Origin of the sequence: Brenneria uluponensis (assembly GCF_032395385.1) — a bacterium.
Classification (GTDB): Bacteria; Pseudomonadota; Gammaproteobacteria; order Enterobacterales; family Enterobacteriaceae; genus Prodigiosinella; species Prodigiosinella aquatilis.
Genome location: NZ_CP135917.1, coordinates 1683180 through 1709632 on the forward strand (window position 1 = coordinate 1683180; position 26453 = coordinate 1709632).

The 26453-nt window shown below is 50.1% G+C and carries 20 protein-coding genes; 18 read left to right on the forward strand and 2 right to left on the reverse strand.

The features are described 5' to 3' along the window. The first annotated feature begins 16 nt into the window (after window positions 1-16). The 8 genes from nuoG (at window position 17) to nuoN (ending at window position 10086) form a co-directional block, all read left to right on the forward strand. On the forward strand, window positions 17-2743 hold the full coding sequence (gene nuoG / locus RS889_RS07855; protein ID WP_315710119.1) for an NADH-quinone oxidoreductase subunit NuoG: 2727 nt from the start codon (window positions 17-19) through the stop codon (window positions 2741-2743). Continuing rightward, window positions 2740-3714: an NADH-quinone oxidoreductase subunit NuoH gene (gene nuoH, locus RS889_RS07860; protein ID WP_021016634.1), complete on the forward strand. Its 975-nt coding sequence runs from the start codon at window positions 2740-2742 to the stop codon at window positions 3712-3714. Before nuoG ends, nuoH begins: the two co-directional genes overlap by 4 nt. Window positions 3715-3730: 16 nt before the next feature. Further along, a complete protein-coding gene (nuoI, locus tag RS889_RS07865; protein ID WP_021016633.1) occupies window positions 3731-4273 on the forward strand; it encodes an NADH-quinone oxidoreductase subunit NuoI in 543 nt (180 codons plus the stop codon). Between the two features lie 10 nt (window positions 4274-4283). Continuing rightward, the gene (gene nuoJ / locus RS889_RS07870) at window positions 4284-4844 is read left to right on the forward strand and encodes an NADH-quinone oxidoreductase subunit J (RefSeq protein WP_021016632.1); all 561 of its coding nucleotides are present in this window, start codon (window positions 4284-4286) and stop codon (window positions 4842-4844) included. Further along, the gene (gene nuoK, locus RS889_RS07875) at window positions 4841-5143 is read left to right on the forward strand and encodes an NADH-quinone oxidoreductase subunit NuoK (protein ID WP_021016631.1); all 303 of its coding nucleotides are present in this window, start codon (window positions 4841-4843) and stop codon (window positions 5141-5143) included. The genes nuoJ and nuoK overlap by 4 nt, the downstream gene beginning before the upstream one ends. Continuing rightward, complete coding sequence (nuoL, locus tag RS889_RS07880) at window positions 5140-6990, forward strand: NADH-quinone oxidoreductase subunit L (protein WP_021016630.1); 1851 nt, start codon at window positions 5140-5142, stop codon at window positions 6988-6990. Before nuoK ends, nuoL begins: the two co-directional genes overlap by 4 nt. Before the next feature lie 96 nt (window positions 6991-7086). Further along, window positions 7087-8622 carry an NADH-quinone oxidoreductase subunit M gene (nuoM, locus tag RS889_RS07885; RefSeq protein ID WP_021016629.1) on the forward strand — a complete coding sequence of 512 codons (1536 nt, stop codon included), beginning with the start codon at window positions 7087-7089 and terminating at the stop codon, window positions 8620-8622. Window positions 8623-8628: 6 nt separating this feature from the next. Then, a complete protein-coding gene (gene nuoN, locus RS889_RS07890) occupies window positions 8629-10086 on the forward strand; it encodes an NADH-quinone oxidoreductase subunit NuoN (RefSeq protein WP_315710121.1) in 1458 nt (485 codons plus the stop codon). Window positions 10087-10297: 211 nt separating this feature from the next. On the opposite strand, the gene RS889_RS07895 is transcribed toward nuoN, so the two are convergent. After that, complete coding sequence (locus RS889_RS07895; protein WP_021016627.1) at window positions 10298-10495, reverse strand: YgaP family membrane protein; 198 nt, start codon at window positions 10493-10495, stop codon at window positions 10298-10300. A 361-nt stretch (window positions 10496-10856) separates the two neighbouring features. Here RS889_RS07895 and RS889_RS07900 point away from each other — a divergent pair, with 361 nt between their 5' ends. After that, window positions 10857-11162 carry an ElaB/YgaM/YqjD family protein gene (locus tag RS889_RS07900; protein WP_237160224.1) on the forward strand — a complete coding sequence of 102 codons (306 nt, stop codon included), beginning with the start codon at window positions 10857-10859 and terminating at the stop codon, window positions 11160-11162. A 126-nt stretch (window positions 11163-11288) separates the two neighbouring features. Here the strand turns inward: RS889_RS07900 and RS889_RS23775 are convergent, their stop codons facing one another. Beyond that, window positions 11289-11504: a hypothetical protein gene (locus RS889_RS23775; RefSeq protein WP_425475118.1), complete on the reverse strand. Its 216-nt coding sequence runs from the start codon at window positions 11502-11504 to the stop codon at window positions 11289-11291. A 457-nt stretch (window positions 11505-11961) separates the two neighbouring features. On the opposite strand from RS889_RS23775, the gene RS889_RS07910 reads away from it, so the two are divergent. The 9 genes from RS889_RS07910 (at window position 11962) to RS889_RS07950 (ending at window position 26446) form a co-directional block, all read left to right on the forward strand. Then, a complete protein-coding gene (locus RS889_RS07910) occupies window positions 11962-13083 on the forward strand; it encodes an acyl-CoA dehydrogenase family protein (RefSeq protein ID WP_315710123.1) in 1122 nt (373 codons plus the stop codon). A gap of 98 nt (window positions 13084-13181) precedes the next feature. Next, window positions 13182-14204, forward strand: coding sequence for an HAD-IIIC family phosphatase (locus RS889_RS07915; protein WP_315710124.1), 1023 nt, complete (start codon window positions 13182-13184; stop codon window positions 14202-14204). Between the two features lie 103 nt (window positions 14205-14307). After that, window positions 14308-14901: a hypothetical protein gene (locus RS889_RS07920; protein ID WP_315710125.1), complete on the forward strand. Its 594-nt coding sequence runs from the start codon at window positions 14308-14310 to the stop codon at window positions 14899-14901. Window positions 14902-14947: 46 nt separating this feature from the next. Then, a complete protein-coding gene (locus RS889_RS07925; RefSeq protein WP_315710127.1) occupies window positions 14948-15442 on the forward strand; it encodes a hypothetical protein in 495 nt (164 codons plus the stop codon). After that, window positions 15439-15606 (forward strand): hypothetical protein, encoded by a 168-nt coding sequence (locus tag RS889_RS07930; protein ID WP_315710128.1) that lies wholly within the window; start codon window positions 15439-15441, stop codon window positions 15604-15606. Before RS889_RS07925 ends, RS889_RS07930 begins: the two co-directional genes overlap by 4 nt. A gap of 9 nt (window positions 15607-15615) precedes the next feature. Then, on the forward strand, window positions 15616-16353 hold the full coding sequence (locus tag RS889_RS07935) for a hypothetical protein (protein ID WP_315710129.1): 738 nt from the start codon (window positions 15616-15618) through the stop codon (window positions 16351-16353). Between the two features lie 250 nt (window positions 16354-16603). Further along, on the forward strand, window positions 16604-19351 hold the full coding sequence (locus RS889_RS07940; RefSeq protein WP_315710130.1) for a pentapeptide repeat-containing protein: 2748 nt from the start codon (window positions 16604-16606) through the stop codon (window positions 19349-19351). Between the two features lie 97 nt (window positions 19352-19448). After that, window positions 19449-23822, forward strand: a complete 4374-nt coding sequence (locus tag RS889_RS07945; protein ID WP_315710131.1) for an NHL repeat-containing protein — start codon at window positions 19449-19451, stop codon at window positions 23820-23822. Window positions 23823-23890: 68 nt separating this feature from the next. After that, the gene (locus tag RS889_RS07950; protein ID WP_315710133.1) at window positions 23891-26446 is read left to right on the forward strand and encodes an NHL repeat-containing protein; all 2556 of its coding nucleotides are present in this window, start codon (window positions 23891-23893) and stop codon (window positions 26444-26446) included. The last annotated feature ends 7 nt before the right edge of the window (window positions 26447-26453 follow it).

The window sequence follows — 26453 nt, forward strand, 5'->3', positions numbered from 1 at the left end:
TGGAAGCATGCTGACTATGGCAACGATTCATGTAGACGGCAAAGAATATGAAGTGGACGGAGCAGACAACCTACTGGAGGCGTGTCTTTCTCTGGGACTTGATATTCCCTACTTTTGCTGGCACCCGGCGCTGGGGAGCGTCGGTGCTTGCCGCCTGTGTGCGGTTAAGCAATACCAGAACGCGGAAGATACCCGCGGTCGTCTGGTAATGTCCTGTATGACGCCTGCGACTGATGGCGCTTATATTGCTATCGAGGATAGCGAAGCCAAACAGTTCCGTAAAACCGTGGTGGAGTTTCTGATGACTAACCATCCCCACGATTGCCCGGTTTGTGAGGAAGGGGGGAACTGTCATTTGCAGGATATGACGGTAATGACTGGGCATAATACCCGTCGCTACCGTTTCACCAAACGTACTCACCATAACCAAGATCTGGGGCCGTTCATCTCTCATGAAATGAACCGCTGTATTGCCTGTTACCGTTGTGTGCGTTATTACAAAGACTATGCGGGCGGTACTGATCTGGGTGTTTATGGCGCGCATAACAATGTCTATTTTGGCCGTGCGGAAGATGGCGCATTGGAGAGTGAATTCTCCGGTAACCTGGTGGAAGTTTGTCCCACTGGCGTGTTTACTGATAAAACACACTCTGAACGCTATAACCGTAAATGGGATATGCAGTTTGCGCCCAGCATTTGTCAACAATGCAGCGTCGGTTGTAATACCAGCCCGGGTGAGCGTTATGGCGAACTGCGGCGTATCGAGAATCGATACAATGGTAGCGTTAACCACTATTTCCTATGTGACCGAGGTCGTTTTGGTTATGGTTACGTCAATCTGAAAGATCGTCCGCGCCAGCCGTTACAGCGTCGTGGTGATGACTGGATCGCACTGAATGCTGATCAGGCTCTTCAAGGGGCGGCAGATGTATTGCGTCAGGCGAAGAAAGTCATTGGTATCGGTTCTCCTCGCGCCAGTGTGGAAAGTAATTTCGCGTTACGTGAGCTGGTCGGCGCCGAGAATTTTTACACGGGTATTGCCCAGAGTGAGCAGAACCGGCTACAACTGATTCTTAAAGTATTGCGTGAAAGCGGTGTACACAGCCCATCCTTGCGAGAAATCGAAAGCTATGATGCCGTTCTGATATTGGGTGAAGATCTTACCCAAACCGGTGCCCGTATTGCACTCTCAGTCCGTCAGGCGGTAAAAGGCAAAGCCCGTGAAATGGCCGCCGCCCAGAAAGTAGCTGACTGGCAGATTGCCGCTATTCTGAATATCGGTCAGCATGCCAAGCATCCCCTGTTCATTACGAATGTAGACAGCACCCGCTTGGATGATATCGCTGCATGGCATTATCGTGCCCCGGTTGTCGATCAGGCTCGCCTCGGTTTTGCCATTGCTCATGCATTGGATAACGCCGCACCAGCAGTTACCGATCTGGCTCCAGATTTGGAGCAAAAAATAGATGTTATCGTGCAGGCGCTGGCTGGCGCGAAAAAACCGCTGATCATTTCCGGTACCAATGCGGGTAGCGAAGAAATCATCGCGGCGGCTGCCAATGTGGCGAAAGCGCTGAAAGGGCGTGGTGCTGATGTTGGTCTTACGTATGTGGCGACGGAGGCAAACAGTATTGGCCTCGCCATGGTGGGCGGCTATTCGCTGGATGAAGCATTGACCCAACTAGAGAGTGGCGACGCTGATAGTGTTGTGGTCCTTGAGAATGATTTGTACCGTCATGCGCCAGCGGCTCGGATAGATGCCGCCTTGGTGAAAGTAACCAACCTGCTGGTATTGGATCATCAACATACTGATGTTATGGACAAAGCCAGTCTTATCCTGTCATCAGCCAGTTTTGCCGAAAGCGATGGTACGGTAATTAATCAGGAAGGTCGCGCGCAACGCTTCTTCCAGGTATATGACCCCACTTACTATGATAACAACGTAGTGATGCTGGAAAGCTGGCGTTGGTTGCACGCATTGTATATTACTTACCATAGTCGTCAGGTTGACTGGACACAGCTCGATCATGTCATTGATGCTTGTGTTAGCGCACTGCCTCAACTGGCTGCGATCAAACAGGCTGCACCTGACGCATCCTTCCGCATCCATGGACAAAAACTGGCTCGCTCCCCTAATCGGTCCAGTGGCCGTACTGCAATGCGTGCCAACATCAGCGTGCACGAACCACGGCAGCCCCAAGATAAAGACACCATGTTCGCTTTTTCAATGGAAGGGAATAATAGTCCAACCTCCGATCGTCAGGAGATTCCATTTGCGTGGGCTCCAGGTTGGAACTCACCTCAAGCCTGGAACAAATTCCAGAATGAAGTGGGCGGACAGTTGCGTCATGGTGATCCGGGTGTACGTCTTATTGAAGCGGGTGACGATACCCTGGGATATTTTGACCATATTCCGGCACCGTTTGTGGTTCAGTCCGGGCAGTGGTGTGTCGTACCTTACTATCACTTGTTCGGCAGCGAAGAGATGTCTCAGCGTTCAGCTGTGATTCAGCAACGCATGCCACAACCTTATGTGATGGTGAATTCCGCTGATGCGGCTCAGTTGGGGGTTAATCCCGGGACCTTGCTGGAGATTATCTGTAATGGTCAAACGTTACGTTTACCTTTACGGGTGAGTGAAGAATTAGGTCAAGGGCAAGTCGGTTTGCCGTTAGGCTTCCCGGGTATCGCCCCGGTGCTGGCGGGTGCGACTGTTGAGAAGATGCAGGAGGCCGCGCAATGAGCTGGTTAACACCGGAAACAATGGATATTTTGATCGCTGTAGGTAAGGCAATTGTTATCCTGCTGGTTGTGGTGACGTGTGGAGCATTCATGAGCATGGGCGAACGCCGTCTGCTTGGATTGTTTCAGGGACGCTATGGGCCGAACCGGGTTGGTTGGGCTGGCTCATTACAATTGGTCGCTGATATGATCAAAATGTTCTTCAAGGAAGATTGGGTACCAAAATTTGCTGATCGGGTGATTTTCACCTTGGCACCGATGATTGCCTTTACCGCATTATTACTGTCCTTTGCCATCGTTCCGGTAAGTCCTACCTGGATGGTGTCAGACTTGAATATCGGATTACTGTTCTTTCTGATGATGGCCGGGCTCGCGGTTTATGCCGTGCTTTTCGCCGGCTGGTCCAGTAACAATAAATATTCGTTGTTGGGCGCGATGCGTGCATCGGCGCAAACCCTGAGTTATGAGGTATTTTTGGGGTTGTCGCTGATGGGGGTGGTCGCTCGGGCAGGATCCTTCAATATGGGGGTTATCGTTGATTCGCAAGCCCACTTATGGAATATCATTCCTCAGTTTTTTGGCTTCCTTACTTTTGCTATCGCGGGTGTTGCAGTCTGTCACCGTCATCCGTTTGACCAGCCAGAAGCCGAACAGGAACTGGCCGATGGGTATCATATTGAATACTCAGGTATGAAGTTCGGTCTGTTCTTCGTGGGCGAGTACATTGGTATTGTTACGGTTTCCGCATTGATCGTCACGCTGTTCTTCGGTGGCTGGCATGGCCCGTTCCTGCCGCCATTTATATGGTTCGCATTGAAAACGGCCTTTTTCATGATGATGTTTATCCTGATTCGTGCTTCTTTACCCCGTCCGCGTTATGACCAGGTGATGGCCTTCGGATGGAAAATCTGTTTGCCATTAACGCTCCTTAATCTGTTGGCGACAGCCGCGGTCGTTTTGTATAACGCTTAACAAGGGTGAATAAACCATGACATTGAAAGAGCTAGTGATTGGTTTCGGCACCCAGATTCGCAGTATCTGCATGGTGGGTTCCAACGCGTTCAAAAAACGTGAAACCAAGATGTATCCAGAAGAGCCAGTTAATCCGCCACCACGTTATCGTGGACGTATTGTACTGACGCGTGATCCCGATGGTCAGGAGCGGTGTGTTGCCTGCAACCTGTGTGCTGTAGCTTGCCCAGTGGGCTGTATTTCTTTACAGAAGGCGGAAATGACGGATGGGCGCTGGTATCCGGAATTTTTCCGCATTAACTTTTCACGCTGTATTTTCTGCGGGATGTGTGAAGAAGCCTGTCCAACCACGGCAATACAGTTGACGCCTGATTTCGAAATGGGTGAATTCAAACGTCAGGATCTGGTGTACGAAAAAGAAGATCTGCTGATCTCGGGGCCGGGTAAGTATCCGGAATATAACTTTTACCGGATGGCCGGCATGGCAGTTAATGGGAAAGGAAAAGGCGAAGCAGAAAACGAAGCCAAACCCATTGATGTCAAAGGCCTGCTGCCTTAAGGAGCCAAGCATGGAATTCGCTTTTTATGCAGCTGCGATAATTGCGGTATTGGCGACATTACGTGTCATTACTCATACCAATCCAGTACATGCACTACTTTATCTGATTGTTTCATTGTTAGCCGTAGCTGGTGTTTTCTTTTCATTGGGCGCCTACTTTGCCGGTGCATTGGAAATCATCGTTTATGCTGGTGCCATCATGGTGCTGTTCGTCTTCGTTGTAATGATGCTCAACTTGGGTAATTCCGTGGTAGAGCAGGAAAAAATATGGCTGAAACCCGGTGTCTGGATCGGCCCTGGCATATTGTCGCTGCTGCTGCTCGGTGTGATTGTCAAAGGTATCTTCAGCGTTACCGATCAAGGTATCGCGGGCAATATGGTCGATGCCAAGACTGTCGGTATCAGCCTGTTCGGACCTTATGTACTGGCCGTTGAGCTAGCATCTATGCTGCTGTTAGCCGGGCTAGTTGTGGCTTTCCATATCGGACGTGAAGACAAACATGGTGAATTGATCAGTAAAGAATCGGTGAATCAGGATGTTGATAAAAAAATAACGGGGGAACGGGCATGATTCCGCTACAGCATGGTTTGCTTCTGGCTGCCATCCTCTTCATTTTAGGGCTGACCGGACTGATTATCCGTCGCAACTTGCTGTTCATGTTGATCAGCCTTGAAATCATGATTAACTCGGCCGCGCTGGCTTTTGTTGTCGCCGGTAGCTACTGGGGACAGCCAGATGGTCAGATTATGTATATTCTGGCGATTACTCTAGCAGCCGCAGAGGCCAGTATCGGTCTGGCGATGTTGCTGCAGTTGTATCGTCGTCGTCATACTCTGAATATTGATACAGTCAGTGAGATGCGCGGATGAACTTACTCTATTTAACTATTTTATTTCCGCTAATTGGATTTCTGTTGCTGGCATTTTCTCGTGGTCGCTGGTCGGAAAATTTTTCCGCCACGATAGGTGTCGGATCCGTTGGTCTAGCGGCATTAGTGACGTGTTATATCGCTGCCGACTTCATTAGCCATCAGCATGGCGGCGGTGTTGTATTTTTCAATCAGCATCTGTGGACCTGGATGGCAGTCGGGAATTTTGACATCAGCGTTAACCTAACGCTGGATGGATTGTCTCTGACCATGTTGTCGGTTGTCACTGGCGTCGGTTTCTTCATTCACCTGTTTGCCTCTTGGTATATGCGTGGTGAAGAGGGGTATTCCCGCTTCTTTGCCTATACCAACCTGTTTATTGCCAGCATGGTAATACTGGTGCTGGCCGATAATCTGATGCTGATGTATCTCGGTTGGGAAGGTGTAGGGTTGTGTAGTTATCTGCTTATTGGTTTCTACTATTTGAACCCAAGCAATGGTGCTGCGGCGATGAAAGCTTTCATCGTAACCCGTATCGGGGATGTGTTTCTGGCGATTGCACTGTTCATCCTTTACAAAGAGCTGGGTACGTTGAACTTCCGTGAGCTGATGGTGCTTGCACCGCAGCGACTGGCAGAAGGTTCTTCGGTCATTACCTGGGCAACCTTAATGCTGTTGGGTGGCGCGGTTGGTAAGTCGGCTCAGTTGCCATTACAGACTTGGCTGGCTGATGCGATGGCTGGCCCGACCCCGGTATCTGCGTTAATCCACGCCGCGACTATGGTAACCGCCGGTGTTTATCTGATAGCCCGTACTAATGGTTTGTTCCTGATGGCGCCGGAGGTGTTGAATCTGGTCGCCTTGGTAGGTGCTGCCACCTTATTGCTGGCTGGCTTTGCGGCTTTGGTGCAGACCGATATTAAACGCGTACTTGCCTATTCCACCATGAGTCAGATTGGCTATATGTTTCTGGCGCTGGGTGTACAGGCGTGGGATGCCGCTATTTTTCATCTGATGACGCATGCATTCTTTAAAGCATTACTCTTCTTATCTTCCGGTTCGGTCATTCTGGCTTGTCATCATGAACAGAACATTTTCAAAATGGGTGGGTTACGTAAAACCATCCCACTGGTCTATGTCTGTTTCCTGGTGGGTGGCGCGGCATTGTCCGCGTTGCCATTATTGACGGCCGGCTTCTTTAGTAAAGATGAAATCCTTGCAGGTGCCTGGGCTAATGGCCATGTCAATTTAATGTTTGCCGGTTTGGTAGGGGCCTTTATGACCTCGTTATATACCTTCCGCATGATTTTCATTGTGTTCCATGGTGAAGCAAAGATAAAAGCACATGCTGGAAAAGGCCTTTCTCATCATCTTCCACTGTTGACCTTGTTGATATTATCCACCTTTGTCGGAGCATTGATCGTTCCACCGTTACAAGGTGTGTTGCCTGAAACGACTCATCTTGGACACAGTCAGGTACTGAGGCTGGAGATAACATCAGGTATCGTGGCGATTGTGGGTATTCTGGTGGCAGCGGCACTGTGGTTAGGGAAGCGTCAGTTGGTCAACAGTGTGGCAAACAGCGCACTGGGACGGTTCTTTACCATCTGGTGGTTCTATGCCTGGGGCTTTGACTGGTTGTATGACAAGATTTTTGTCAAACCGTATCTGGCTATCGGGAAGCTGTTGCGGCGCGATCCGTTGAATTCACTGATGAATATCCCGGCGGTGTTTGCCCGTTGGGGCAACCATAGCTTGATCGTCAGTGAAAATGGCCAATTGCGCTGGTATGTCGCTTCCATGAGTTTAGGCGCAGTTGTCGTGCTGGCGTTGTTGTTGCTGGTATAAACGGTGACGTGGTGATGTGAAGGGCGGGTTATCCCTGCAGGAATAACCCGCGGCAGCAAGTTTTCAGTTTTCTTTAATTTAGGGACACAAAACGCCATGCTACTACCTTGGCTAATTCTTATCCCCTTTATCGGCGGTCTGCTGTGTTGGCAGTTCGAGCGTTTCGGTACTAAAGTGCCGCGCTGGATCGCGCTGATTTCAATGGGATTGACACTGGCACTGTCTCTGCAGTTATGGCTGCAGGGGGGATACTCACTGGCGGTACCAACCGGTCTGCCACAATGGCAATCTGAATTTGATATGCCGTGGATACCGCGTTTTGGTATTTCAATTCACCTGGCATTAGATGGCCTATCACTGTTGATGGTGGTACTGACCGGCTTGCTGGGTGTGCTGGCTATTCTGTGCTCATGGCGTGAGATTCAGCGCTATCAGGGCTTTTTCCATCTGAACTTGCTTTGGATCCTCGGTGGTGTAATCGGTGTGTTCCTGGCTATCGACATGTTCCTGTTCTTCTTTTTCTGGGAAATGATGTTGGTGCCCATGTACTTCCTGATTGCCTTGTGGGGGCACAAAGGTTCTGACGGTAAAACACGTATTGCAGCGGCAACGAAATTCTTTATTTATACCCAGGCCAGTGGTCTGGTGATGTTGATTTCCATTCTGGCGCTGGTGTTTGTGCACTACAATGCGACTGGCGTCTGGACATTCAACTATGCGAATTTGTTGCATACCAAAATGTCTCACGGTGTCGAATACCTGTTAATGCTGGGATTCTTCATCGCGTTTGCGGTCAAAATGCCGGTGGTGCCGTTACATGGCTGGTTGCCGGATGCACATAGCCAGGCGCCAACAGCCGGTTCTGTTGACCTGGCAGGGATTTTGCTGAAAACCGCGGCTTACGGTCTATTGCGTTTTAGTCTGCCTCTGTTCCCGTATGCTTCACATGAGTTTGCACCTATCGCCATGTGGTTAGGTGTCGTCGGTATCTTCTATGGTGCCTGGATGGCATTTAAGCAGACCGATATCAAGCGTTTGATCGCTTATACCTCTGTCTCCCATATGGGATTCGTGATGATTGCCATTTATTCCGGCAGTCAACTGGCCTATCAAGGGGCCGTTATCCAGATGATTGCACATGGCTTGTCTGCTGCCGGTCTGTTTATTATCTGTGGCCAATTATATGAGCGTCTGCATACCCGTGACATGCGTCAGATGGGTGGATTATGGGCACGTATCAAATACCTGCCGGCGTTGTCTCTGTTCTTTGCTTTGGCCACATTAGGGATGCCGGGCACCGGTAACTTTGTCGGTGAATTCATGATCCTGTTCGGCAGCTATCAGATTGTGCCAATGATTACGGTTATTTCGACCTTTGGCTTGGTGTTTGCGTCTATCTACGCATTGGTCATGATGCAGCGTGCTTTTTATGGCTCTCCAAAATCTGATGAGCCGTTGCAAGCCATGAGCATACGTGAACTGTCGCTCATTATGCTACTGGTTGTTTTGCTGGTGCTATTGGGTATATACCCACAGCCGATTCTGGATACGTCCAGCGCAGCGATGACCAATATTCAGCATTGGTTCATGTCATCGGTCCCGGGTTCAATAATTTCAACAACAAGGCTGTAATTCGCCATGACAATAACTCCTCAACAACTGATCGCGCTATCGCCGCTGTTAATCGTTGGATTGACAGTAGTGGTTGTGATGCTGTGCATTGCGTGGCGACGCAACCATTTTGTCAACGCAACACTTACGGTTATTGGCCTGAATATCGCGTTGTTTTCCCTTTATCTGGTTAGTCAGGTAGGGCCAACAGACGTTACTCCACTGATTCGGGTTGATGGCTTTTCCATGTTCTATACCGGGCTGGTGTTGTTAGCCAGTCTGGCAACCAGTACTTTTGCCTATTCATGGCTGGAAGGCTATCCAGACAATCGTGATGAATTTTACTTGCTGGTTCTGATTGCAACGATGGGGGGCCTTTTGCTCGCCACCGCCAATCATCTGGCTTCATTGTTCATTGGTATTGAGCTTATCTCGCTGCCGTTGTTTGGTTTGGTGGGATATGCTTTCCGTCAGAAACGGTCACTGGAAGCAGGCATCAAGTACATGCTGCTCTCTGCTTCAGCATCGTCTTTCCTGCTGTTTGGTATGGCACTGATATACGCGGAGTCTGGCGATCTGAGTTTTGTCAGTCTGGGCAAAAGCCTGAGTGATCACCAACTACATGAACCGGTGCTGATGGTCGGGCTGGGTATGATGCTGGTGGGGCTTGGCTTTAAGCTGTCGCTGGTACCTTTCCACCTCTGGACACCAGACGTTTATCAAGGTGCGCCGGCACCCGTTTCAACATTCCTGGCAACGGCCAGCAAGATTGCTATCTTTGGTGCGGTTATGCGGTTGTTCCTGTATGCGCCAATGGTGGATAGCGAGTCTGTTCGGTTGACGCTTGGCGTGATTGCTTTCGCCTCTATCCTGTTCGGTAACCTGATGGCGTTGGCGCAGAGTAATATTAAACGTTTGCTGGGCTACTCTTCTATCGCGCATCTCGGTTATCTGCTGGTGGCATTGATTGCAGTACAATCGCACCAGCTGGCATTGGAAACAATAGGTGTCTATCTGGCAGGATATCTGTTCAGTAGCCTAGGCGCTTTCGGTGTCGTCAGCTTGATGTCCAGCCCATACCGTGGTTCAGATGCTGACTCCCTGTTCTCTTATCGAGGGCTGTTCTGGCATAAACCGATCCTGTCAGCGGTAATGACCGTGATGATGCTGTCCCTCGCCGGTATTCCGATGACCTTAGGGTTTTTCGGTAAGTTCTATGTGTTGGCTGTGGGTGTGAATGCCCACTTATGGTGGTTGACAGGCGCAGTGGTTGTGGGGAGTGCAATTGGTCTTTACTACTACCTGCGTGTCTTGGTGAGCTTGTATCTTAGTGCACCTCAGACGTTGAACCGTGATACACCGAGCAACTGGGCATTAACTGCCGGTGGTATTGTGGTGCTGATTTCCGCGGTTATGGTTCTGTTCTTTGGTCTGTACCCGCAGCCATTGATTTCTCTGGTGCAGATGGCTCAACCACTGATGTAACTGTCGTCACTGTAGATAGCTAAAACGCCGAAGGATAATACCGACGGCGTAATGAAATGGTCACTCCACCCTGTAGCGGTACGTTACAGGGTGTTTTTTTCTAAAGAGACTAGATTGTGAATACGATTGCATGTATTGATATCAATCTCGACAAGTATTCATTTCATATCCATCGCCAGAATAAATCTGGCTGGATTCATTGGGTTGGATGTTATTTCTTCGACTTCAATGAACAGGTATTGATTCCCATCAACGGATAGAGCGGACAAAATCCCACCACTCCCGTCAGAAATGGAATAACACCAATCCAACCCCACCATCCGATCGTGCCAGTTGCGACCAGTGCGATGAGCACCAGGCCAATAACGATACGGACGATACGATCCACGCCACCTACATTCAATTTCATAATTTTTCCTCATTGAAAACTTGATGACAAAACCGTTGTGATCTACCGGCACGTTGTCTCAGAGCCGGTTTATGCGGTGAGTACATTACAATTCTAGTGCATTATCAGCAACACGCGGACTATCTTGTAGTCATTTTCTTTTTATTACTTAGACTTATACAATTTAGGACATACTAATGTAATAGCAAGTCACATAGCCTGACCGGTTGGTGCGTAATTACGATCCCACCGGTTAGCACCTCACTTTCCTTATCCCATAAATACAATGATCCGACAGTCCTGTCTTAGTTGTGCGAAATTATCTATAGTTAACTCTGAGAGTAAAAAAATCTTTTACAAATAGGAGAATATCATGGCGTCGATCCATCAACAGCCTGGAGAAATCCATATTGAAGATGATTTGAAACTGCTATCTGAAATATTAGAAGAGATAGTGCGTTATTCGGGTGATTATGCAGATAAAACTTATCAAGAGCTGAAAAATAAAGCCGAGACTTCATTACAGCAGGTAAAGGCACATCTCAATGATATGTCTGATGGTTATTGCCAACGAGCAAAGCAGGTTGCTGATAAAGCGGATATTTATCTGCATGACAATCCCTGGTATGGGGTTGGAATCGGGGCAACCGTTGGTTTGGTATTAGGTGTTTTGCTGGCGAAAAGATAGTCCCTACCGATGTGCTAATTGCGATGGAAGCCTGCGCCACTTCTCATTACTGGGGCGCACTTTTCAATCAATGGGTTTTCTCGTCCGGCTTATTCTCACCCAACATGTCAAAGCATTAGCACATCATCAGAAAAACGATGTTAATGAAGCCCTGGCAATCGGTGAGACTTGCTGTACGCCGGTACTCATTTTGTTGCTATAAAAACCGTTGAACAACAGGATATTAAGGTTCTTCGTAGTGTCCGAGGCGAACCAGTCCTGTGCACTGGCAGTAGAACAAGGAGGTTCAGCCTGCTTGAGGGCAAAGACAATTTGCTCTTCGGTGAATAGTGACTTTTTCATCGGCACCACCTTCGTTCAGGGGACTCTTCATCATGCCAGAATTCTGTTTCTGAATGGGTCAGGATTCCGGGTCAGGATCAGTTCCAGTAAACCTTGAAAAAGAGATATTTATTTTTGAGAAAATCGGGGTATCTGATGATAGAGCAGTGTTACACCGTATACTCTGTGCCGACTTTTGTGCGTTGATTTTATAACGAATAGTCTGAGCATTGCTCACTAAATACGGAGGTAAGCGTTATTGTGAATAATTCAGAAGCGGATTTAATTACATTGGGGTTTCTTGACATAGAATAGGCTATATCCTAAAAATCTTACTAGTGTCTTTTTTTTTCCTTGCTCGGTTCAATGTATTTTTAGCTTTTAAAATACAACGAAATTAAATTTATTAGCCTGCTTTTAATTGGGGCGGAAATTACTGCACTCAACGTTAATCGTTAGAAAAAGGCGGGAATATACCGTGGAATCAAGGCTGACTAATTCACAGAAAGAACTACGTGAAAACTGTAAAACCTTTGTAGAACAGAATATTGCTGTCAGGGCAACGCAATTTGACATGACAAGAGAATTTCCCAGAGAAATTATTTATATAATGGGTGAGCGGGGTTTTCTTGCCCCTTTATTATCAAGGAAATTCAACGGTCTTGGCTGTAATGCTGTGAGTTTTAATTTAATTAATGAAGAAATTAATAAAGCCTGTTCGACGGCAAGAAGTTTAATTACGGTAATGTCAATGGTGTGCTATGCCATTGAAAGATGGGGCAGCGAAGAACTCAAAATAAAATGGTTACCCGGTTTGGCCTGTGGCGAATTTATTGGTGCCTATGCGTTAAGTGAGCCTGATATCGGTAGCCAGGCAAGCGGGGTGACACTGTCCGTCACCGAGGAGGGTGATCGCTTTATCCTGAATGGTACGAAAAAATGGATTTCGTTCGGCCAGATAGCGGACGTCTTTTTGGTGTTCGGGCAGTCAGCAGGCAAGTCGGTAGCTTGTCTGGTCGAGAGTAGCACTCCGGGGATTACCCTGAACCCGATTAATCACGTGATGGGCTGCCGGGCCAGCATGCTGGCGGAAATTCAGTTCCAGGATTGTGCCATAGACAAAAAAAACCTGATCGGTGGTCTGGGGCTGGGTATCTCCGCTGTGGCAATGTCGAGTTTATCAATAGGGCGGATGAGTGTTGCATCAGGCTGTGTGGGTATGGCACAAGCCGCAATGGCGGCGGCATTTGATTATGCTGCCGGGCGACGCCAGTTTGATCAAAAACTGATGAAGTTCCAATTGATAAATCGCATGTTGGCGGAGATGAAAACCAAGATTGCCGCTGCCAGAGCTCTCTGCTTTCAAGCCGCGGATGCATTGGATCATCATCTGGATTCAAGCAGTGAAGAGATCGTGATGTCCAAGTATTTTGCCAGTGGCATGGTGAATGACGTGCTGCGGGATGCGGTACAGATTTTTGGTGCCAATGGCTGCTGTGAAGGAACGTTAGTAGAGCGGTTTTTTCGTGATGCCAAGATCATGGAAATCATTGAAGGCAGCAACGAAATACTGCAGTTGAAGTTGGGGATGAAAAGATGACCGTCAAATCTCATCGGAACGACACCTTTCCATCTGCTACTGCGGCATGCTTACCGGCCAGTTTGTCCCAAAGGAAAAACAACAGACGGGTAAAATGTGTGGTGTGGGATCTTGATAATACCTTGTGGCAAGGCACGCTATTGGAGGGCGACTATTTGCACGTGACTGATGACGTGAGGAACATTATCAGGCAGTTGGATAGCCGGGGCATTCTGCAATCGATAGCCAGTAAAAATGATTACGACAGCGTACAGCATCGGTTGCAAGCGTTGGGTCTTTGGGATTATTTCCTTTACCCCCAAATTTCCTGGCAGCCTAAATCGGAATCCATCCAGAAAATTGCTCTTGCCATCAACATTAATCTTGATGCCTTTGCTTTTATTGACGATCAGGAATTTGAGTTGCGGGAAGTTGGCTATGGGTTGCCTGAGGTCTTGCTGATTAATAGTCAATCATTGCCAACGTTATTACAGCTACCTTGTGTTAATCCCGAATGTATTACGACGGAAAGTGCGCTGCGTCGCCATTACTATCAATCTGAGCAGCGTCGAACGTTAGCAGAGGAGAGATTTGATGGCCCGAACGAAGCATTTTTAGCGTCGCTGAATATGTCCGTTACGGTCACTCATGCTACCGCGCAGGATTTGATCCGCGCAGAGGAATTAACACAGCGCACGCATCAGCTCAATACCACGGGTTATACCTATAGCCAGTCGCAATTACAGGCATTCTGCAAGTCTGACAACCACCTGTTGCTGTTGGCGACGCTGTCTGACGATTTTGGCAGCTACGGAACAATCGGCCTTGCGTTGCTTGAGAAAAACCGTGATTTCTGGCAGCTCAATCTGTTTCTGATGTCCTGCCGAGTGGTCAGTCGGGGGATTGGTAATGTTTTGCTGGGCATTATCATGAAGATGGCGAAAAAAGCTGGCGTCAGCTTGCGCGCCGAGTTTGTTGCCAACCCGTACAATCGCCTGATGTATATCACTTATAAATTCAATGGATTCAACGTGTTATATGAACGTAATGGGTACACGTTGTTTGAACATAATCTAGAACAACTATCGGTCTTCCCTGCATTCATCAAAGTCAATACACCAGAGCTGGGCGATATCAAATAAGCCATCGGCAAGGATGCCGTGGCCTGAATATATGAAGGTTTCATAGCGTGCTGTTGGCTTAAATGGTGATGTTATCGTTAAAACCCTAAGTGGAGATAAACACATGTCAGTGAAGAATAAACTAACCCCAGAATTGAAACAGCGTTTTTTGGACAGCCTGGAAAAGCATGGCATTCCCCAGACAAAGGTCATTGCCAATGTTGTGACTACTGGCCCCAAAAACTATTTGAGTGATAGACCTGGTGTAGGCTCTCTTATTCCGGCAAACAAAATAGCAATCCATACGCTAGATGAGCTGAAAGCATTAGCAGGAAACTCGGATGACGATTATGCAAAAGGTGTGATGCAGGCACACTTACATGAAGACCTGCCTGCATGGAAGAAAAGTAAAAATGGGCATGCCCCAGACAAGCTTTCCGTTGAAGAAAATGAAAATATTGTAAAGGCCTTTAAGACCTATATTTATGGTGATTCAGCTAAGGTCGCGAGCTATAAGGATATTATTCACCAGCACTTCTTCCCGATGACGTTGGCGACTTATGCAGCGGAAAATCTAACCGTAAAATCGGGGGAGGTATTGACTGTTGATGGCAGCAAGGCCGTTGCGACATTCGGTACGGTTACCGTAGAGCAAGGCGGGTCAATCAGCTATGAGGTGGATGCTTCCTGGACCGTCCAAAGCATGATTTTTGAATAACACCCTGGTCACTATAACCCAAATTAATAATTGAGGAGAATACCCCATGGCAGGTGTAAGCAATATCGGCAAAGACGGTGCGAATAATACCACGCAGCCGCCACCACAAGGCTCGGTAAACCCTTCTGTCGCTGCATCTGGTAAAGCGGCATCGGACAGCGGCAAAAGTTGTGGAACCGAGGCGACCAACGGCACAGATGGCATCATCGGTTTGACCGGGATAACTGGCAGCAATGGCGGTAATGGCGGCAGTGCCAATATTATCAAATGGACCAATACCAATATGACCGGAACCTACACATTCGTCACGCAAGGCGGAAATGGCGGCAATGCCAGCCAGGGCGGGCAAGGTGGGCCAGGGCAAGAGGGCGGCGCGGGCGGCAGCGGTTCTAGCCACTGTGGTGCAGGGAACAAGGTAAAGGCGGCCCAGGGGCACCGGGGAACCGGGGGGTTGGTGGGAGTGGCGGCAATGCCAACGACATTTACATCACCTACCAAAACGATCCAGGCGTTCCTCCTCCATCAATTACCGCAACCGTGACCGCAGGTTCCGGTGGTACCAGCGGCACCGGTGGGCCGGGCGGTCCGGGGGGTAAGGGAATTACCACTGGGGGTACCGGCCAGACCGGACCATCAGGCGCTCCGTCCACCAACGGCGCTAATGGTCAGGTGTATGTTAACGGTAAAGCTATTGCCAGTAGTTGAGGATAACCTATGACTTTTTACAACATCATATTGAATGGTACTTCCGGCAACGCTGGCATCAATCAAGGGAACGGAAAAGATGCTGAACCGCTTGGCCCTTCTGGCGATGGCAAGGACGGTCAGCAAGGTGGCGGAGACCACAAGCCGAAAACTTGCATTCTATCGGCTAGCAACGGCAGTGCCGGCAACACTGGTTATGCGGCCCCGCCCGCGGGTAGTGGGGGACCAGGACAACCACCACCTTCATTGACACTCAAATGTGTTCAATTCAGCGGCACATTGAGTATCCAGACGGATGGCGGCAACGGGGGTAATGGTGCCAACGGAGGAACTGGCGGCAAAGGTTCTGCTGGCGGTAGAGGGGGCTCCCAACCCGAAATTTGCCTTAAAGAGTACGGCAATACGACCGGAGGCATCGGTGGTAATGGCGGGGCCGGCGGCGATGCGGGCAACGGAGGCAATGGGGGTCGCGGTGGAAATATTGATGCGACTTATAGCAACAGAATCGCTAATCCCATCAGTAGTTCCAGCAACCAGGGGGGATCTCCTGGCAATGCGGGGCAGATTGGCATAGGGGGAACCGGTGGCAAGGGGGGGCTGAACGGTGACGGAAAAACCTATGCGCCAGATGGTGGGCAGGGAGCCTTGGGTAAAACAGGCAACGCTGGCAACGGCGGTGACAGCGGTTCTTTCTCATGTTCGCCGGCAGAAACAACTGACTTTCAATTCATGCTAACCGTCAGTTAATTGCCTTATTAGATGTCTGGCTGTGTGCCGTTATTTATTTTCACCGGCATGACTGACGGTGTATATCCGCTATCTTTCAAATTGCAGAATATTGCCTGCGCTGAAAGTTCATCGGGTATTAATTTGCATTTAATAGCGGAATACAGCCCGTTTTTTATTTATCGACCAAACACGCAGGTGAAATAAGTCATTGTCTGATAGTAGACCACCTGTAATAGCAATGTTGGTGAAATAACTGGTGGAATAGACAATGAACTTTATCGGCAAGTGGTCATTTCAGCAAAACAACCATTATCTGACGTTGGATAGCACTTCCCAGCAGCTCACCATGTCGGGTACAACCGAAGGTGGCGCGCAAAAATGGAATGCCTATGGTACGGAAGAACAGTTTATTTTACAGGCGCCAAATGGGAAGTATGTTTCCTATGACGGTAGTGCATATAAAGCAAATTGGAATAGAGATGATGCAATTAGCAATTTTGCATTGGTGATAAAAGAAGGGCAAAACTGCAATATTGTCGATCTGGGCATTGACGGAAAAGGGCCTGACCAGTTTTGGTGGAATGTGAGCGGCACCAGTTTGGTGAGATTGGCCAAAACGGGGACGGCTCCGGATTCTGCGCTCTTGGTGCAGAATATTGTCACCGTCGGCATGGAGCAATTTCTGAATTTCGGATTCTCATCACCACAGCCGGATCTGACCTGGGTTTATCTGGCAGGAGAAGATCTCAGCAGCGCCACCGAACTTATCCAGGTCAATTTTACTCAGGCTAATTTGTCCGGTGCGAATTTGTCCGGCGTGCCAATGACCTCCAGCAACTTTACCAACGCCATCGTCACCAATGCCAATATGTCCGGTTTTGCCACTGATTTGACGAGCGCCACACTGACCAATGCCGATTTTACCGGCACCAGGCTCAACTCGGCACAATTGCTGGAGGTGAACTTTACCGGTGCCAACATGAGCAATGTCGATATGACAGACGCTAGCCTGACCAAACCCAACTTTACCGGTACCAATCTGACCGGGGTGAAGATGAGCAACCCCAGCACTGGAGGCGGTTTTGGCGGCAGTATCGACCTGACGGAAATGACGTTCGACAACAAAACCTGTTTTACCCTTTGCCAACTGCGTTATAACGACCTGAGAAACTGCAATTTTACCGGTATGGTATTTAACCATGCTGATTTGACCGGCTGCCGGATGGATAAAACGATCCTCGACTATGCCGAAATGTCGTACTGCAACCTGAGTGGCACGTCCGTTACCGGCAATGTTTCCATGGTGGGCACCAACTTTAGCAATGCAACCATGACCGGTGCCGATATGACCGGCGCACGGATGGGCTCAATCAGCTTGCGCTTCCGGGTTACCGGGAGCACTAACGTGAGTACGTTTGAAACCGCTCTGATCAACGACGATGTCGCAACCGTCCAAAGTATCTTCACTCAAAACGGCTACCCGCTTACGGGGAACATTGTAATTACCACATCGCCGTATGCTGCCGATCGCGTGTGGACAGTGCAGACCAACAGCGAAAACTACACTGTACGAAAAGAGGGATCGGGATCGGGGGTCAGTCTGGCTGTTTATCAAACCGTCGTTGCCGCCATTCTGGCGAATGCCTTTATGAAAGATGTCACTTTGACCTCTGCCAATCTGTTTAATGTCAGAGCTCCCGGCGCACAGATTTATGGCAGTGCCAAACTGGATGGCAACGCCATTCTGGAGGGGGCGCAATTTGATAATGCCAATATGGGCGGTATCAACCTGAAGCAGGCGCAGCTTTACGGCGTCAACTTTGACTATGCCACCTTGACCGGGGCCCAGTTTCAAGGAGCTGAATTGACGGTAGCGGCCACTGGCGGAGCAGTCAGCCTGACCCGAGCCAACTTACAGGGCGCAAATTTTTCAGACAGCAAACTTGCCGATGCCATTTTTACTGATGCGGCGGTGTCGGTGGCCAATCCTGCCAATGCCAGCGTGACCTGGGGCGTTTGGCTGTTTGATACGTTGTGCTCGCCGGGATTGTTAGGTGAAATACAAGCGGCGGTTAACAGCGTTGAATTGGCAACCGAGATCCTGCCTTACATCCAACAGGGGAAAATTAGCAAGCAGCTTCAGGCCGGTTTCAGGCAACAGGGCATTACTATCAGCGATAACGCACTGGTTACCATCCAACAATACGGCCCTTATTGGATCATTACCGACGGTAAAACCAACTATGTCGTCTTCCACAGTTGCGATTCCGAACAGTATCAGCCCGCTCTTGGGGTGGCATCAGGTACCAGTGACACGGCAGCACCGCAGTTTTTTATTCCGCTATACCTTGAATCTCAATTAAAAACCGGCACCGTCACGCCTGACGTCATCGCCGCGTTCAAACAAAACGGTCATGTTACGTTGAGCAGCAGCGCTCAGGTCGCCGCCTGTCAGGAGGCCACCGACTGGCTGGTTACCGATGTCGATATCTCTTACAACCTATGGCGCGGGCTCAATAAAATGTGCGAGCTGGCGCTGACGGCAAGAACCGCAATACCTAACTTGCTCTCGGTGTTTAATGTCAATTCTCTGCCGCTCAGCTCACGCGCACTGTTTAGCATCAATACCAGCGGCGGCTGGTTGCTGGACAATGATGCCGATAACCCGTTTAACGCGGTGATTAATTACATCAAGTTTACGCTGATCTCCGACACCACCACCGGCAACCTGAGCGTGTATGGACAGATGATGCGTGTCGTCCGGCTCTCTGCCCAGGGGCAACAGGAGTTTGAGAACCTACTGTGTGATGTCACGGTGCTTGGCAAAAATATGTTGCAGGCTTCAACGGTTTGTCCAAACAGCGCCCGCGCCGATGTAAATAATGCGGCCGGAACCCCGTTTATTACCTGGATGAGGGCTCAGGAAATGCCAAAAGCGCCTTTCTGCGTACCTTCTGCCGACGGTACCTATTATTGCCCGCAAAAACCGCCGTCCAGTCCTGTAACCCTTGAATGATCTCTCCGTTGGGCAACGTTTCCCGTTGCCCGATATTTGCTGTTGTCTGTTAAAGCACGGCCTGTGTCACCCCGAGTTATCAACAAAGGATACCGCTATGAGAGTCAATGAAAGTACGTTACTGCATTTTGATTTGAGCCATTGTCCGCAGGGTAAGAAATTCACCATCATCGGCGGAGATGGCAAGAACCATGAAGTGAAGTCCTATGCAGATCACCCTCAGAAATTTGAAGAGCACAGGAAAATTAACAAAGCCCTGGCGATGATCCCTAAAAGCCACCAGCATCTGATCACTCATTTTATTGAAGATGTACCAATGCCGAAGCACCAGGCATCTTTACGGCGGATTGTTTATGAGTCTCTGGATGATCACCCATTGCCGGAAATTGCCATGGCGTTTATCCATATTCCTAAAAAGGCCCATAAGAGCTCTCTGCATCCCAAAGCGAAAAAGACTGCACTACACCAGCACCCACTTTTCAGCTATTACGGCATGAATCTGGCGACGGTGAGTCAAGCCGATCATGAGGAACTGCTCAGTAGTGCCAACACCATCAAGCCCCCTTATGAAACCGCGCGGGCAATTATTTTACAGCACCCGGAGCTGGGTTCGGTAAACCCGGCTGTCAGTAAATATGTATTTGATAATTATGTAAATAATACCCAAGACTTTCAGGAACTGATTACTTACATCGAACATAATCCTCCTGGCTCGGATAGCTGTTGGTATAAGAAAGGCTGGATTATGTGGACCAATCCAGACACGCAGCAGTGGGAACCGATTCCGGCCAATATGGATCTGCAATATAAGGATGGTGGTAAAACCGACTGGCCGGTGAACCCGGACACTGGCACACCTGGTATTCCGAATTATGAACTGACGGATGATACAGGAACCGCGAATGATGCCGGGGTCATCGGTGCCGCTACGCCAGCGGTGCAGAAAGTCCTGCTGCTGACCAAACAAGACGATACCCTGAACGGCCAACTGTGGACCAGCCAGAACGGTGTGACTGAAAAATCCCATACCGACGTGCCGCCCAACCAGACTCTGGTTGCCAAAGCGGTCGGTCAGGCAACGGCCTCCGCGCAGGATAAGCCACTGTCGTTTGCGGCGGTTGAACAGACCGACAGCGCCAAAGGGTTCGGTATCAAGAACACCACCTCCAGCTATGGCCTGTATCTGTACGATCAGGATATGAGCTACGACGCGTCGAGCAGAAAGTTAACATTCCCGGTCAAGAACTGGCCAAGCCGCTACCTGAGTTGTTATGTGGAGTTTTTAAAACAGGACGGTACGCCGATTAAACGGGTGGATATTTCTGGTTGGCAGGATGGGCTGCCGGAGTTTTTGCAAGCCGCCTTTGAAGCCAGCCCGACCAAAAACTATCTCGACTGGCTCAGTTCGGGCAATGCCGTATTTGGTGTGCCGGTTCCACCATTGACCGGCAAGACTGATGTTGAGTTCCTGTGGCCAGAAGAAGCCAGTTCTGCTCGCGTCCTGCTGGGTGGCCTGGGGGCGGCTAACGGTTTTAAAGACTGGGATTCCGACGTTGATATCATTGGCGTATTGGGAACCGGGGTCGTTAACTACGGGATTTCGGTGTTAAGCATGCTGCTCACCGTCTATGTCGTTAACCCGTTTATTAGCGGCCTGAAAGGGGATGCCAAAATCGCCTTTTATATCATCTGCGGCTTTGGTGGCTCGGTAGCGGCGATCCTGGGGGGATTAGAGTATAAAACCAACATGGGCAAATATATTCTGGCGAAACTGTCTAACATCGCCAGCGGCATTATTTTTGGCGTGGTGGCCCAAAAAATCGTGGAGCAGGTCTATAAAGAAGCCATCGCGATTATCATTGCGGAAACCGTTGCTGAGATCACCACGGAAGAAGCGCTTGGACAAATCCCGATCGCGGGTTGGGCGCTGAAGGTGGCCAGCATCGCGGCCGATCTGGCGGCAATAACCGCCACGACGGTGGAGTGCGTACTGTCGCCGGCAACCTATGATCTGCAAGTCCTGCACACTATGGACCTGGCTGTGACCGTTAAGCCGGACCCACAGCACGGTACCGAACAGCAGGCACCGATTTGGCCAATGGTGAGTGACCATTATGTGATCCAGGTGAAATACCCGAAAGGTAACGGGCAGGATGGCGGTACAACCTATACCAAGGCCGGCCCGATGCCCGGTAAGCACGATCAGCCCATTCAGGTGACGTTTGCGGGCATTCCTGCTGGCGGCAAGATTGAGGTGGTGGCCAGTATTTACTCCAACAATGACTGGTTGGCGGGCGTCTACAACAGTGGCTGGATCAACGCCGATCCGGATGTCAATGCCAAACAGTCGGTAACCGGGGCGATCGTGGAGAATCTTGTGCCATTGACAGCCGACACCGCCTACAGCCAGAAACAGGCGTTGGCCTATACCGATGCCCGTAAGCACTACTGGGAAGTTACCCAGTTCACTGCCGATGCGGCACTGATCCCCGACTTTGATAAGGGCGGCAACCCGGATCAAGCCATTCGCGACGCGTTTGCCGCCAACGGTAATGATCTATCGGCATCCTGCCAAATCACTATTATTACCGCCGGTAGCGCCTGGACACTGAATGATCAGGGGGCAGGGATCGCTTACAGCGTGGTCAAGAAGCAGATTTACAGCGGAGACGGGCAAACGCTGTATGAACTGGCGGTGCAAAATACCACCCATCCGGCCCCAGGCCTACCGGCCGTGCCGAATGATTGCGGCTCAGACGGGCATCGTATGTGCGACCGCATGAATATCACCATCAACAACAAAGAGTATCAACTGGGTTATGCCTGGCGCGCTTCGGGCCAAAATATGCCTCTGGATTACGACAATACGGTCAGCAACGGCCAGATGTACACCTTCCAGAGCATTTCTACCTTGGCCAGCCCGCAGGATGCAATCATTGAGCCTAGCCGCGGCTTCTCTTCACCCACCTTTATTGCTTATGACCAGTTCGGGCTCACCTCGCTGTTTGAGTTGGACTACCAAACCTACTCCGCCGAGCTTAACCAGGGCGGGCCGGTGCCTGCCGGGGTCAGCAAAGAGTTTGCCGCTTTTAGTCTGCCTTTGCCGGAAGGGGCTACCGTCACCGTTGTAACGGCGAATCAGGATTGGACGATAGGCGTCAGTGGTCAAACTCCGGTATACGAGTTGGCTACTGAACGCGTGGTGATCGATGGTGAATGGGCCAGCGTTATCAGCGTGTTCTCTTATCCGGTGCCGAAATTGGATAATTTCTATCTGGACTCGAGAACCTACACCCAGACAAACCCGCTCTATTATTTGCGTGGTGTCCAGTTCGCACCGGGACAAACCACTTTCAACTACGACCAAACCAAAAGCTGGGGATCATTCCAGGATGTCACCATCAAGGGGCTGGCGGTACACCCGGAAGGTTATGTGGTGGGTGCCGATTATGATAATCACAAGCTGTTGACGCTGCGTCTGCCAGGGGAGGCGGTGGACAACGATCTGGCACCAGTGGCGATGCCGCTTTCTGGCGAAGGCCTGCGTGAAGGCTTGTTGCACCAGCCGGTTGCGTTAACCATCACCTCTACTGGGCGAATTCTGGTGTTGGAAGAGGGCAATAAACGTATCCAGGCTTTTGACATCAAGGGTAACGCCGTACCTTGCTTTACTGTCGGCCAGACCACCTGGCCAATGAGCACCAGCTTTATTCCACAGCTGGATGACAATACCCCGCAAACCGATATGGTGCAGCTGTTCCAGCACCATGTTATTCCGGCCCGTGCGCCTTGTTTTTCCGGTGAGATGAGCTCTGTTGGCGCATTGAATAATGGCCAGGTTGACAGCGCGTTAAGCGCAGATTTTGTCAATAACGGCTATTCATCCGGTGCAGATTCGCAGCCAAACTTCACAGTCGTCGTGACGGAAACAGACAAACTGTGGCTGGTTACCGATACCGATTCCGGGGCGGAGTTTGATGTCCGTGTGATGCCTGACGATCTCGACATCGATCATCTTTACGTATTCCGGGCTTTCAGTTTGAGCGTCACCATTAATGCGCGAGGATTACGTTGGGAAATTAACGACACCATGAACGCCATGAATTTCCAGGTCGTTAAACCGCTCAATGGAGACTTACAGGTAACACAGTTGGTGGCCCTGATGCCGCTGCGCGATATGGGGAAACAGAATGTCCGTTATCTGGATCTGGCTGTTGAAAACAAAGGTTATGTGTACGTATTGATGGAAGTAGGTAACAGTACACCGGTCTTTATGCTGGATATCTACAACCCGGATGGATCGGTTCTGTTGACAGAACCGCAGCAAGGGGTCAATGCGGCGCGATTGACAGTGGACCAATGGCGCACCCTGTTTACGCTGAACTATGACTTGTTCCTTGGGCCAAACCAACGAACGGAACCCGGTATCAGCACCTGGATCCCGTCAACTCCAGGTAAACCTACCGCGTAACGCTGGAAGATTCGATTGGCTGGTATCTGCCAGCCAATCTTTTCTGGTTCTCACTTGAGGAGTGCATCATGGCCGTTTTACCTCCGTCTCAAGTACCTGGCGCCGTTGCATCATCTTTTCCCGAGTTGTTGATGCTGGCTCCCAATATCCAAACCGTCATCTCCGGCATTATCAAGAACAGTGCTGGACTGCAATCTTTTCTACAGCTGATTGAGCAACAAGGCGCGCCCGCCAATACCAGCGGCTGGGCCTACACCCGAGAGCTGGCAGCGCAACCGTCTCTTTACCGCCTGGATCTCTCGCCGCAAACCTGCGCGGCCATCCCGGCGTTTATGCAACCGATCCTGAATCAGGCGATGGATTCGCCCGATCTGAAAAACTGGGTATGGACAGTGCAACAAGGCCGTTTGCCTGGCCCAACGCCTGGGCCTTCATCGATTCCCGACTGGGAGCTCACAACGTTAACCCCCCAGGGCGGTGTGATGTTCCCGAGTATAAAATTCAACGGTAACGGCAACGCATTTTCGCTTTCATTAACCAACCAGATTGCCAGGCACCTGGGTGTATATATCGAATTTCTTAGCGGCGGGAGCAGTGTGGTGCCCGCAGGCTGGCAGTCCCGATTACCTGCCGGCGTCACTTCGGCTTTTGAAACGACAACCATTAAATACCTCGGCTTACTGTTGCCCAATACCGCAGTCGCCGGGATTGAGGTTTCGCCAGCCGCGCAAACGTTTAACGTCGTATTGCCCGCCAATGCGGATACCATCCGGCTCTCCTTTGGTGGCATTGGCAACGGCAGCTGGCAAAATATCCAGGATAGCGCCGGCGCATTCGCTTCGTTTATTTATGATTACGCTGTGCCATTGGTGTTAAGCCGGGCCAAGACCGGTGGCGTGGATTTACCAAGCTGGTTTCAACAATTGTTGAGTAATCAATCAATTCTGGCTGACGTGCTAAATGCCGGTCAGGGGTTGCTTTCAACGACGGATTTCCCTTCGGTTACCCGTGTATTGCAGTGGCTATCGGACAATACCAGCGAGCTGTTCCTGGGGGATCCGTTGGCTGCGCTGAGAGAAGAGATTAATAAAAAGTTTGGCGATACGACGGTGGAGAATTCCGCTGCCTATTTGGGCTGGCCAGCGCAGACGCTATTATCCCTGCTGGACGATCTTCATAATCCTGGCGGGGGCTATGCCATTGCCACTACCAGCCGTCTGTTGGCCTTACCTCCGCAGTTTTCCCTTTCACTTTCACCCAGCACGCTGGTGGATTTACTGGTGACTATTCAACCTGATGCTGAATATGGCCAGTGGTTGCTACAGGCCGACAAGATGAACGCCGAGGTGGTCTATTGCGGCGGTTATAGCCAGCAACGACAGGCTGATATTCCTGTTACCGATCTGGCCAGACCGGTAACGTTGACCTTCGGTAGCGTCATCAATAAAAGCCAGATTAGCGGCCTGGTGAAGGTAAACGACAGCACGGGGAATCCAGTATCCACCGGCATCATTAGTGGACAACTGAACACCGCGGCAAGGCAGGCAGCGTGGTCCTTGCCGATCCTTGATACGCAAGCTGGCATCAGTACGACAACTCGCTATGATCACAAATGCAAACTAGTCTGTAGTGAGGGTGAATTTAGCTGGCAAAATGGGGCCGCACCCACGGCAACCCTGGCCAATTTAACTGCCAATTCCCCGTTGTCGCAATTGATTGATATCACGTTGCAGCAGGCACAATCCAGCCTTGGCTATACCTGGCGCACCACGGAGCAAGGGGTTAAGGATTGCAATAGCGGAGGCGTGTTGAGTAATCCTTATTACATCCAGAATATCGGTGTTGCCCAAGCGCAGGCCGGTTTGAAAATGGTCAACTGCGGGTTTGTGCAAAGACCAGCGTTAGTTTATGCAGATTCCCCCTCTATTTCTGGGCCGAGCAGTTTTTATCTGGATCCACGCAACGGTAGCTATTTACGTCAGGTCGATCTCTCGCAAGCTGGTAATTTTGATCTGAATACGCATCTGGCGGTTGCGCAATTTGAGGAAAGCAATCTGACAGGGTTCTCGCTTCATCCCGATGGTTTTGCGATAGCGGTTAGCTGGGCTAACGCCAAACTGGAGCGGGTGCTTCTGGCAGAGCAACCCGTCAGCGAGCAAGAGGCGCCCCAGGCACAAGTTCTCAGCGGGCCAGGGACACAGCCCGGATTATTAAGTGGCCCGGTAGCGACGGCCGTCACCCCCGCCGGGTTTATTCTGGTGTTGGAGAATGGCAGTAAACGGGTTCAGGCCTTCGATCGCTACCTTAATCCCGCCCCCATATTCAATGATTCTGCTTATTTACCTTTGCAGGCAACCAGCGGAGCGACATACCAGGATATTGCGGTGGCCCCGAACGGCTGTATTTATCTCTTGTTGTACGTCGGTGACGGTGCATCGGTTACCGATTACTGGCTGGATATTTATCAACCAGACGGCAGCTTTATCAGCCGTACCACCGGTGTTAACGGTGCGCGTCTGGTGGTAGATACTCAATGCGTTGTTTATACACTGAACTTTGAGGTTATCTCCGGACCCGACAATCGGAGACAGCCTTCCATCAGTAAATGGCTACCACAGGAATAGACAAATC